General features: G+C 60.6%; 10 protein-coding genes and 1 pseudogene. 9 read left to right on the plus strand and 2 right to left on the minus strand.

The window, feature by feature from the left end; genetic code table 11:
• The first annotated feature begins 51 nt into the window (after positions 1–51).
• Positions 52–1,294 (plus strand): annotated as a pseudogene (locus AC3WJU_RS12115) (IS110 family RNA-guided transposase).
• Between the two features lie 135 nt (positions 1,295–1,429).
• On the opposite strand, the gene pdxR reads toward AC3WJU_RS12115, so the two are convergent.
• Positions 1,430–2,845 (minus strand): MocR-like pyridoxine biosynthesis transcription factor PdxR, encoded by a 1,416-nt coding sequence (gene pdxR / locus AC3WJU_RS12120; RefSeq protein ID WP_492259961.1) that lies wholly within the window; start codon positions 2,843–2,845, stop codon positions 1,430–1,432.
• A gap of 121 nt (positions 2,846–2,966) precedes the next feature.
• Here pdxR and AC3WJU_RS12125 point away from each other — a divergent pair, with 121 nt between their 5' ends.
• The 8 genes from AC3WJU_RS12125 (at position 2,967) to AC3WJU_RS12160 (ending at position 10,622) form a co-directional block, all read left to right on the plus strand.
• Positions 2,967–3,800: a prephenate dehydratase gene (locus AC3WJU_RS12125; protein WP_492259962.1), complete on the plus strand. Its 834-nt coding sequence runs from the start codon at positions 2,967–2,969 to the stop codon at positions 3,798–3,800.
• 224 nt (positions 3,801–4,024) lie between these two features.
• A complete protein-coding gene (locus AC3WJU_RS12130; protein ID WP_492259963.1) occupies positions 4,025–5,029 on the plus strand; it encodes a phosphotriesterase family protein in 1,005 nt (334 codons plus the stop codon).
• Positions 5,030–5,265: 236 nt separating this feature from the next.
• Positions 5,266–6,156 (plus strand): ABC transporter substrate-binding protein, encoded by an 891-nt coding sequence (locus AC3WJU_RS12135; protein WP_492259964.1) that lies wholly within the window; start codon positions 5,266–5,268, stop codon positions 6,154–6,156.
• A 33-nt stretch (positions 6,157–6,189) separates the two neighbouring features.
• Positions 6,190–7,086: an ABC transporter substrate-binding protein gene (locus AC3WJU_RS12140; RefSeq protein WP_492259965.1), complete on the plus strand. Its 897-nt coding sequence runs from the start codon at positions 6,190–6,192 to the stop codon at positions 7,084–7,086.
• Positions 7,087–7,183: 97 nt separating this feature from the next.
• Positions 7,184–8,044 (plus strand): amino acid ABC transporter permease, encoded by an 861-nt coding sequence (locus tag AC3WJU_RS12145; protein WP_492259966.1) that lies wholly within the window; start codon positions 7,184–7,186, stop codon positions 8,042–8,044.
• Entirely contained in the window at positions 8,037–8,801 is a 765-nt protein-coding gene (locus AC3WJU_RS12150) for an amino acid ABC transporter ATP-binding protein (protein WP_492259967.1), read from the plus strand. The genes AC3WJU_RS12145 and AC3WJU_RS12150 overlap by 8 nt, the downstream gene beginning before the upstream one ends.
• Positions 8,802–8,874: 73 nt before the next feature.
• Positions 8,875–9,411: a GNAT family N-acetyltransferase gene (locus tag AC3WJU_RS12155; RefSeq protein WP_492259968.1), complete on the plus strand. Its 537-nt coding sequence runs from the start codon at positions 8,875–8,877 to the stop codon at positions 9,409–9,411.
• Positions 9,408–10,622, plus strand: coding sequence for a pyridoxal phosphate-dependent aminotransferase (locus tag AC3WJU_RS12160; protein ID WP_492259969.1), 1,215 nt, complete (start codon positions 9,408–9,410; stop codon positions 10,620–10,622). Before AC3WJU_RS12155 ends, AC3WJU_RS12160 begins: the two co-directional genes overlap by 4 nt.
• Before the next feature lie 483 nt (positions 10,623–11,105).
• Here AC3WJU_RS12160 and AC3WJU_RS12165 read toward each other — a convergent pair.
• Positions 11,106–11,323 (minus strand): DUF4192 family protein (locus tag AC3WJU_RS12165; protein ID WP_492259970.1); only part of this gene is annotated, 218 nt, incomplete at its 5' end.

The following is an 11,323-nucleotide window of genomic DNA, read 5'->3' on the forward strand; positions in this document are numbered from 1 at the left end:
CTTTCCGGTCCGTGCTTCCTGCTCAACGACGGCAAAACGGATGGTGAAGCGATGGATGTTCTCTATCAACGATGTGCGGGACTGGATGTTTCCAAGCGGGACGCGAAGGCCTGCGTGCGCATCACGAGCGAGGGCGGCAGAACGACCCAGGAGATCACGACCTGGACGGCCATGACGAACGAGGTCAACCGGCTGGCCGAATACTTGCTGGACCAGGGCGTGGCCCTGATCGTGATGGAGGCGACCGTGGATTACTGGCGCCAGTTCTACTTCCTGCTCGAAGACAAAGGACTGAACGTTCAGCTGGTGCATGCCAGAGAGGCAAGGAACCTGCCCGGACGCAAAACCGATGTTTCGGACTCGGCCTGGCTGGCACAGCTTGGCGCGCACGGCCTCCTGCACGGCTGCCTGGTCCCACCGGAAAACATCCGCCAGCTTCGCGATTTGACGCGGACGCGCTCCGCCATCACCGACGAGAGGTCCAGGGAAGTCCAGCGGCTGGAGAAGATGCTGGAAGACTCCGGAATCAAGCTCTCCTCGATCGCAACAGACATCACCGGCGCCTCCGGCAGGGCAATGCTCCAGGCCCTGATTGAGGGCCAGAACGACCCGGCAGCGCTGGCCGATCTCGCGAAACGGAGCATGCGACGGAAGATCCCCGCGCTGACGGAGGCGCTGACGGGCCGCTTCAACGCCCACCACGCGTTCATGGCCCGGCTGTTCCTGAACCGGATCGATGCCCACAGCAAGGACATCGCCACCCTCGACGCGCGGATCGATGAGCTCATGCAGCCTTTTAGCGCTGCCCGGGAACTGCTGGCGACAATCCCGGGCATCAGCAGCCGAACCGCCGAGGTCATCATCGCCGAAACCGGGGGCGGACATGTCCGTTTTCCCCACGGCCGGGCACCTGGCATCCTGGGCCGGCACCGCGCCGGGGGCCAACGAATCCGCCGGGCGGGTCAAATCGACCAAGACCAGGCCCGGGAACCGCTACCTGAAACGGGTCCTGGGCACGGCCGCAATGACGGTGGCCCGATCACAGACCACCTATCTCGGCGCGAAATACAGGCGCATCAAGTCCCGGCGCGGGCCAATGAAAGCACTCGTCGCCGTCGAGCATTCCATGCTCATCGCCATCTGGCACATGCTCAACACCGGCGAATGCTACGCCGATCCGGGCCCGGACTACTACACCCGGCGCCAGCCCCTACGCAGCAAGGAAAGAGCCATCCAACAACTCGAAAGTCTCGGCTACCAGGTCACCCTCGAACCGCTCCAGCACACCGCATAACCCGCACGCTGCCGCCCCCTGGGACCACAGCCGCGACCACACAATTTTCGCGTCAGTCAAAGGTTGAGACCTCTTGCACCCGGCAGTCGTCGGATCAGCAGTTTCGATTGGCGGTCGGAAGGGCTGTTCGGAATCTCAAATACTTGGGCCAGAGGAGATCACCTCCGCCAAAATCGCCAGGCCTTCTCTCATCGCGGACTCGGTAAGGCCTGCGTAGCCGAGAACGAGAGCTGGGGGGAGGGTCCGGGAACCGTGTCCATACTGGGACAGGCCGATAACCTTAACCCCTCTTGCTGCGGCACGTTCTACTACAAAGTGTTCGTCCACCCCGTTGGGCAGTCGAAGCACTGCGTGCAGGCCTGCGGCGATTCCGTCTGCTGTGGATCCGGGAAGGTGGCGTTGGACCAGGTCAGTTAGAAGTTGCTGTTTTCGCCCGTACCCAAGACGAGTCCGGCGCAGGTGGCGGTCAAGGTGGCCCGTGTCCATGAGGAATGCCATGGCCAGTTGATCAAGGACGGACACTCCCAGGTCAACGGAGGCCCTTATTCGTGACACCGCTAAGCCAATGCGTTGTGGTGCCACCATCCAGCCGAGGCGCAGTGCCGGGCTGAGAATCTTGCTTGTGGAGCCGATGTACACGACGTGCTCCGGGTCCAACGCCTGCAGCGTACCGATCGGGTGCCGGTCGTACCGAAACTCTCCGTCGTAATCATCTTCGACGATCAATCCGTCGCGCTCTTGGGCCCAACGAAGCAGTTCTGCCCGCCGTTCCGGGGCCATGACCACGCCGAGCGGGAACTGGTGAGCCGGCGTCGTCAGTACCACCCGGACGTCATTACGCTCAGCAAGGTCCTTTACGCGGATCCCCTTCTCGTCGACGGAGATGGGGACAATTCGGAGTCCGGCCTCCTCCAAGGGAGGACAAAGCCGCGTCCAGCCCGGATCCTCTATGGCTATTGAGGTGTGCCCCTCTCGTCGCAAGGCGCGTGCGAGCAGGCCGATTGCATGCACAGTCCCACCACACGCGATCACGTCTGGCGGGTCAGCGCGCACTCCCCGGGTTCTCCGAAGCCGTTGGGCCAGGGCCGTCCTGAACTGGGGTGCCCCGTCGGGAACTGGGTATGCGAGGTCGCGGGGAGATGCATTGGCCATGACATGTGCTGCTGCTTTGGCCCATTCCGCCCGCGGAAAGGCACTAAGGTCAGCGAAGGCTGCGGAGAAGGTGATCCGGGGTTCACGTTGTGGCAGTTCAAGGGCTCTGCGTTCGGGCGTGGTGATGGCCAGGGAGGTGACCACGGTACCGGATCCCGGCCGCGATACCAACAGCCCTTCAGACGTCAGCTCTTCATATGCCTCGACCACGACCCATCGCGAACATCCAAGTTGCGACGCCAGCGTTCTGCTGGGCGGCAGGGGCGCCCCGACGGACAGCCTTCCGTCTGCAATCGCTGATCGTATCGCAGCGGTGAGGCGCCAGCGCATGGGGCGATTGGAATCCTCAAGTTCCAAAAACAGCTCTGCTATCGACGGCATTGTCGAGCGAACGGCCATAGCGGACTCTCTCCAAGATTGGACTGGCCTAATTGCGCCAGATTGGCCTGTACAGACCGGTCCAATGTACCGCACGATTGTGACTAGCAGCACATTATTTCCTTGACTGAAAGGGGCCCAGATGAAGATTGGCTATCTCGGACCGAATGGGTCCTTCCATTCAAAAGCCGTAGCCCCGCTCCTTGCTGCTTGGTATGCGGAGGGGGAGCCACGCTCCACCCCGGCAGATCTTGTAGCGGCCGTCGCCCGGGGTGATCTCGACTTCGGGCTGTTGGCGGTGGAAACCAACTTGAACGGCCTGATCGGCCCACATCTGAGGTCGATTTTCGGAAGCGATGTCGAGATTTCCGGAGAGGTCGTCTACGCAGCCGTCATGGCGTTCGCGGTGCGACCTGGTGTCGCCCTTGATCAAGTCACCGCCGTGTACAGCCATCCGGAGGCGCTGGCTGAATGCGACCAGTGGCTATCCAGCCACGTCCCGCAGGCATCCCGTGTCCCCGCGAACTCCACAGCATCGGGCGTGGAGATGGTCACTGCAACGGTTCACAGCTTCGGAGCGGCCATTGCCCACCGCAGTGCCGCCGAAGCAGCCGGGCTGGATGTACTCGCAGATGGAATCGCCGATCCCCCTGGAGACATTACTCGTTTCTGGCTCCTGGGGCGTGATCGAGAGCGGCTCCAACAGCCAGACCGGTGCACGGTGCTGATTGAGCCGGAGTCTGGCGACCTCGCCGGGATCCAGGCGGCGTTGGTTCGGTCCGGTCTGTCGCTCTACCGCTTTGACTGCATCACTACAAGGGCTCACTTGGGGGACTATCGGATCCTTGTCGAAGCTTCCGCAACCGACTTTCGTGACGTCCGGCGGCTGCAGGACGAGCTTGCTGGTGCTGCGCGGTCCGTCCGCCTGCTCGGCTGGTATCCCAGCGCAAGGCTGGCGAACATGAGCGACCTCTAACCACTCGGCAAGTACAACGACTGAATAGAAAGAACGAGAAAGATGAAAGGCATCACCCGGCTCATCATGCCAGCAGTGTCGGTTACCGTTGTTGCTGCATCTGTCACAGCCCTGAAGGAACATGCCGGCTCCTTCCCAACTGTCGATCTGCCGATGGCGTCATGGGCCCTATGATCGAGACCGCTCGTGGAACGGTGGCAGCTGACGGGCTAGGGCGGGTGCTCATGCATGAACACACCTACGTGAACTGGACTCAGGAGTTCCCCACTGACGGGTTGGTTGTTGACCGCGTGGTCCTTGAGGCTGAGCTTGCGGCATTTCGCGATGTAGGCGGAGGCACTATCGTCGACTTAACGCCGGCCGAGATGACTGTGGGTGCCTCGCCAGACCCAGCGGGCCTGCTCGATGGCTCGCCGTCGGACGAGGGTTACTTACCGCTCGGGTCACGCACGCCATCAAACATCCGTGCCATCAAGGCGCTATCGGACGCCACGGGCGTGCATATCGTCTTGGGTACCGGACACTACCGGGACTCGTTCTTCGATGATGTGTTGTTCGCGGACGCAAGCATCGACTCCCTGGCAGAAGCATTTGTTCGGGACCTGACAGAGGGCTTCCCCGGCGGGGGAGGAATAAGGGCCGGAATCATCGGCGAGATCGGAAGCGACGACTGGAGAATCACGCCCCGGGAAGAACTAGTTCTGCGGGCTGCGGCGCGGGCCCAGCTGCAAACTGGAGTCGCGATCTCCCTGCATTCGGTCGCCTACCCCACCGGGATTGCGCAAGTGGAGATCCTGCGTGAGGAAAATGTCGACCCGGCACGAATCATTGTCGGTCACTGCGACACTGTCCATGAACCTGGCTATCGCGAAGCTTTGGCGAGGGCGGGTGTTTGGGTCCAGCTCGATACGATCCGAGGGACCAGTGAACAGGACACAGAGCGCAAGCTAGGCTACCTCCTCGCGCTCCTCGAAGCAGGTTACGCAGACCGGATTCTACTTTCGCAGGACGTTGGCAAACGCAGCCTTCTACGAGCCTCTGGCCATTACGGGTACACATTCCTGTTCGGTCACTTCCTAGGCCTGCTTCAAGAACGAGGCATTTCGGCAGAAGTCATCGATCAGCTGGTCGTTGATAATCCAGCACGGAGTTTAAGTGGTATCGACAACCTGAGCCCGTTCCGTGGAGAGATTGAAGAGGCTGAGGGCCGGCCGAAGTGGCGATTTTGAGCATGCCTGTCGCTTTAGGCTGTGGGCCCATCATTGTTCCGCCAAGAGTCTGCCCCAATGCACTGGTCCCCGGTCGTCAAAGCCTCAACCGCCGACTTCGAGGGCACCTGGCAGATCGAAGACGAGCTTGCTCCGGAAGCATCGTTTGTTCGTAGCTTCGGCTGGCACACGAGTCAGCCAACCCCTTTGGCACCACCCCAACAACGGACAGCGTTGTCCAAGAATGCGAGTGTTAGATGAAGAGATTGTGTGTCATCTCGGCAGTATCCGTGGCACTGATCACAGTGTCGCTCACAGCCTGTAATGCGCAGAAAGTAGGCGATTCTGCAGGTCCCGGTGTTCAAGGATCTACGGCGCCGCTCTTCAACGAGCTTCCGAGCAGTGTCAAGGCAGCTGGCGTGCTCAAAGTCGGACTTGCCGCAAGCGCCGAACCGTTCGCAATCATCGACCATGACGGGCGCACCATCGTCGGCGTGGACCCCGACCTTGCCAGGGGCATCGAGCAATATCTCGGTGTGCCGGTGGACCTGCAGAACATCGCCTTCGACCAGTCGGTACCCTCGGTGAATTCGCATCGCGTAGACGCTTACTGGACGTGGACCAGTGATACTCCGGTCAAGCGGCAGCAAGTCGACATTGTCGACTTCGCGACCACCGGCTCGGGGATCATGGTCAGGAAGGGCAATCCTCAAAACATCACAGCTTACGAGGACCTCTGCGGCAAGACGGTCGCGGCGGAGGCGGGCGCGGACCATGTGCAAAATCTTCGACGGCTTAGCGAACAGACTTGCATCCCCAACGGGAAACCTGCGGTCACGGTCCTGACGTTCGACTCTATCCCAGCCGCACTGTTGCAGATCAAACAGGGCCGTGCCGATGCCGTTGTCACGGCCTACGCCGTGTGCGCTTATACCGGTAAGCAAAGTCCCGACTACGATCTCGCCGGGGCAATCAACAACCCCGTCCGGGCAGGAATCGTCGTGGCCAAGGACCGCACGGACATCCGCGACGTCTTGAGGGATGCTGTCCAACGCCTGATCGACTCCGGGGAATACGGCCGGATCATGGACAAGTGGGGTGTCGGAGGGGCTGCGATCAGCAAGGCGACAATCAATGACCCGGCATAGGGAACAACCTCTTAATATGAAGAAGGAGAAAAGATGAAGGGCTTCACCCGCCTTATCGTGCCAGCAGTGTCGCTTGCCGTTGTTGCTGCATCTGTCACAGCCTGTAATGCGCAGAAAGTAAGCGACTCCGCAAGCCCAGGTGCTCAAGGATCTACGGCTCCGCTTTACCGTGAGCTCCCGAGCAGCGTCCAAGCAGCCGGGACCCTGAAGCTTGGAACTGATGCGACATCTGAGCCGTTTGCCATCGTGGGCAAGGACGGCCACACGATCGAAGGAATCAATGCCGACATGGCCCAGGCCGTCCAGCCACTCCTTGGAGTTAATATCGACTTGGAGAATGTTGCCTTCGACCAGTCCGTCCCCTCTGTTCAGACTCACCGGGTGGATGCCTATTGGGACTGGTCAACCGACCGGCCGGAAAAACGGGCCCAGGTCGACCTTATTGACTTCGCCACAACCGGTGCCGGGCTCCTTGTCGCAGAGGGGAACCCCAAGCACGTCGGGAGCTTCGGCGATCTCTGCGGGGGGACGGTTGCCGTACAAGAGGGTAGCAACAACGTCGACATCACCAAGAAGGGCAGCGACGTCGACTGCGTCGGCAAAGGCAGATCACCGATCTCTATCCTGACCTTCGAATCCGTGCCGGCTGCGCTCCTGCAGATCAAGCAGGGCCGCGCCGAGGCCGTTGTCACGGCCTACGCTGTTTGCGCCTACCTCGGCAAGCAAAGCCCCGACTACGACCTCGCCGGCGCCATCATCGGTCCGGCACGGGCAGGTATCACCGTAGCGAAGGATCGCACCGACATGCGCTCCGTCCTCCAGAAGGCGATCCAGCAACTGATGGATTCAGGGAAGTACAAAGCCATTCTCGACAAGTGGGGTATCGGCGGGGCCGCAATCAGCAAAGCGACAATCAATGACGGGGCATAAGGAAGAGAGCGAGGGTTCGATGACCACCATGCACCCAAATTCAGACACGGAAAACCGGGAAGGCAGGAGTGTGCCGCCCGTCAAGGCGGATACGGCAGTGGACCCGCCAGTCGTGCGACGCCGCCATTATGGCCGGGCGGTCACCTCACTCATACTCCTGGCCGCGGCCGCCGGACTGCTGATAGCGTTCGCCAACGCAAAGATCAACTACGCAGTCACCTTGGAATTCCTCTTCGATGGAACTGTTCTGCAGGGGGCAATAAATACGCTGGTTATGAGCGTGCTGGCTATGATCATCGGCTTGATCCTGGGGACGGCCAGCGCCATCGCATCCATGTCCAAAAGCCCGGTCCTGCGCACAGTGTCGTCAATATACACGTGGCTCTTTCGAGGAACACCGGTCCTCGTCCAGCTCCTGCTCTGGTACAACTTAGCGCTGGTATTCCCCACAATGACGATCCCCGGGCTCGGCACCTACCTGACCACGAGCCTGATTACACCCTTCGTCGCGGCTCTTGTCGGTCTGGGCCTGAACGAGGGTGCGTACATGAGTGAAATCGTCCGCGGTGGTCTCTTGGCTGTCGGACACGGCCAGCGGCAGGCAGCCGAAGCCCTTGGCATGAGCCCTTTCGTCGCGATGCGCGTAGTGATTCTTCCCCAAGCGTTCAGAGTGGCTCTCCCTGGGACTGGAAATCAGTTCGTGATCATGCTGAAGTCGTCTGCCATGGCCAGCGTTATCCAATACGGTGAAGTTCTCTACGCGAGCCAGACGATCTACCAGCGCAATTTTGCCATCATTGAGCTTCTCCTCGTGGCCTCATTCTGGTACATCGTCCTGACCACTGTCTTCACCTTCATCCAAGGACGGGTGGAGCGCCGACTTGGCCGATCCGCTCTTATATCGCACTCAGCATCGCAAGCACGCCCATCCTGGTGGGCTCGGAGGAACAATGACTGACACGATCCTCGACATCCGCAATGTCGGAAAATTCTATGCGTCCTTGGAGGTCCTGAAGAATGTCAACTTCAGCCTGGAACGAGGCTCGATAGCTTGCATTATCGGCCCATCCGGGTCAGGAAAGTCGACCCTTCTCCGGACCATTAATCACCTTGAAAGCATCGACAGTGGTCGCATCGAGGTTAACGGCTCTGTCGTCGGTTATCGACAAGCCCATGGAAAGCTTATGGAAATGTCCCCGAAGGAGTCGGCCAGAAGCCGCTGCGGAATCGGCATGGTTTTTCAGAGCTTCAATCTTTTCCCTCATATGACCGCCCTGGAAAACGTCGCTGCCGGCTCCATCCACGTTCGTAAGGTGAAGAAGTCCGACGCAATGCACGAGGCGAGACTCCTGCTTGCCCGGGTCGGGCTTGAAACCAAAGAGGCAGCCTACCCCGCCACCCTGTCTGGAGGACAACAGCAGCGGGTTGCCATTGCCCGGGCCCTCGCGATGAAACCGGAACTCATGTTGTTCGATGAGCCCACCTCAGCCCTTGACCCCGAACTTGTCGGCGAAGTGCTCCACGTCATCCGAGAACTCGCCGAGAGCGGGATGAGCATGGTGATTGTGACGCATGAGATAGCGTTCGCACGGGATGTTGCCGACGTCGTCATCATGATGGACGGGGGCACGATCCTAGAGGTCGGTCCTCCCGAGAGCGTCCTCGCCAATCCACGGCACCCCAGGACCCAGTCGTTCCTGGCCATGGTTCGATGACGGCGCCAACCAGGCCTCGGTCCGGGATCTCCGAAGCAATTTCGACGGGCGAGCCCGCAGGGACGAGGCCCCGGTGACTGCAGAAATAGAGGACATCACTGTGGTCGAGCTCTCTGTCTGGGACGTCGACCTGGTGCGGGAGCTGTGGGGGGAGTTGTTGGCCTATCATCATCAAACCGCGCCCGAACTGGCCCGCACCGGTGCCGCTCTTACCGTTGAGGAATCCTGGCCGAAGCGTCGCGCTGAGTACGTCGACTGGTTCCGGAGCGCTGCCGGCCGGCTCTTCACGGCACAAATCAACGGCCGCCCCGTCGGCTACTGTTTTGTCCGCCTCGGCCCCGCCAGCAACTCCTGGGATTGGGGCAGCATCGGAATACTCGAAACGCTGGTCGTGCGCGGAGACTCTCGCGGACATGGCGTGGGCCCTCGCTTGTTCAATTCAGCCCTACAGTACCTCGGCGGAGTTGGCGCCCAAACCCTCAAAATCTCGGTCGTCACTGCCAACAAGGCCGCCATCGACTTCTACCGCCGACTCGGGGCCCGCGACCACCTTCTGACACTGGCAAGCCCTATTCAACCCATACCACCTAGCTCAAAGGAGATACCTTGAACGGCCCACCGCACACTGCCTTGGTCCAACGGATCGAAGCCGCCTCACGCCGGCCAGAGAACCTTGGGCAGGCGTCGCCCGGAGTCATCTCGCTCGCCGTTGGCGAACCCGGAGAGGACACCCCGTCGCGCATTGTCGACGCTGCGATCGAAGCACTGCGTGCCGGCCGAACCCGATACTCCCCGGATGCCGGTATCCCTGAGCTTCGCAGAGCCCTGGCCAAGCACCTCACGGACACCATCGGAATAGACGTTGACGAAGGTCAGGTCCTGCTCACTCACGGGGCGGCAGCTGGACTGGCCGCTACCTTCCTTGCCGTGCTGAATCCCGGAGACACAGTCGTCTTACCAGAGCCTACGTATTCGTTGTACACCGATCACACCGCCATGGTCGGGGCCCGGCACCACTGGGTCCCGCTCACACCAAGCGGCCACCTCGATGTCCCCGCAATCGAGGCAGCCGTCAAGCAGACGCGCGCCCGTCTGCTTGTGCTGTGCAACCCTGGCAACCCAACAGGTGCCGTCTTCACACGCACGGAACTCGAAGCCGTCGCAAAAGTTCTCGAGCGTTACCCCCAGCTTCGCCTTGTCTGCGATGAAGCGTACGCCGATATCATCCTCAGCAGCTCGGGATTCTGGTCGGCCCTGCACTTGCGGGAAGTCGCTGAACGTGTGGTGGTGGTCCGCACTTTCTCGAAAACCTACGCAATGACAGGTTGGCGCCTGGGATACATTGTGGCCACGCCGCACTTAATCGACGCGATCGGGCTGATCCACCGCACATTCGCCGGCTCGATCAACACCGCCGTCCAGGATGCTGCACTGGCGGCACTGAACCCCGATCCGGACTGGCACGAAACCCAGATCACGGGCTACCGCCGGCGTCGGGACCTGGTCAGACAATTTCTCTCTGACGTTCCCGGTGTTCAATACGAGCCCACGGAAGGGGCGTTTTACGCCTTCGTGCGCATCGATTCGCCACTGTCATCTGGAGAGCTCACCGCATATCTGGCCGAGGCCGGCGTCCAGGTACGTTCAGGCGCCGAGTTTGGGCCGTCCGGTGAAGGTGCCGTTCGGATCTCCTTCGCCACAGACGAAGCGTCGCTTCGTCTGGGTATGAAGCGGTTCGTGACGGCAATCGAAAGTTTGCAGGCCAAGACCGGGAAATCCATTGAAAATAGCGCAGCTGTCCGCGTCACGGATAAATCCTAGGCCGGTCCCAATCGACAACACGGAGTAACCGTGTGTGTCCTCACAGGAGGCGAGAGCACGCAGATCTCATGGTGCGTCTTAGGTCGCCATTCGCACCAACAGTCTCCGAAGGAAAGGCAGAGTGAACAGCCGAAACCTGTGGCCACAGCGTATGCACGCGAGTGATTAGCCGAACGCATGGCAACGACGTCGTTGTGCCTAAAGCTGGCTACAGCAGAGGTGGTCGGGCGGAAGAACAACGAAAGCTTCGATGTCCGGTTCTTCCACTGCGGAGTCCTGCACGAGGTGACCCCTTGAAGGGTGCTACTTCCCATGCCACGACAGTACCTGTTGGATTATCAGGGATGGTCCGAAACTGAGCCGTTTCGCCGCCATACGGACTTGGTTTTCAACCGTCACGAACAAAGGGTCGGCTCCCTGGTGACGACGCCTGTCTTGAAGCTGTTGAATTGCAATCCCCATGAATTCGATAAGGGTCGTTCGTCAGTCCGAGGTTCCAAGCCCTCGCGTCCGGTAGGCGGTGTCTTTGTCCATGTTCCAGCCGGCTAGCATTCCGTAGCCGAGGAGTTGGTCGCTGAGTTTGGCCAGGCGGTACTCGGGGTCGGCTTCCAGGGCGAGTTCCATGTATTGGTGGGCTTTGCTTCCGCGGCCTTCCCACCAGTTGATGTAGCCGATGGCTGTGAGGAGGGGCGCGGAGTGTT

This window comes from Arthrobacter sp. FW306-1B-F12A (genome assembly GCF_058781865.1).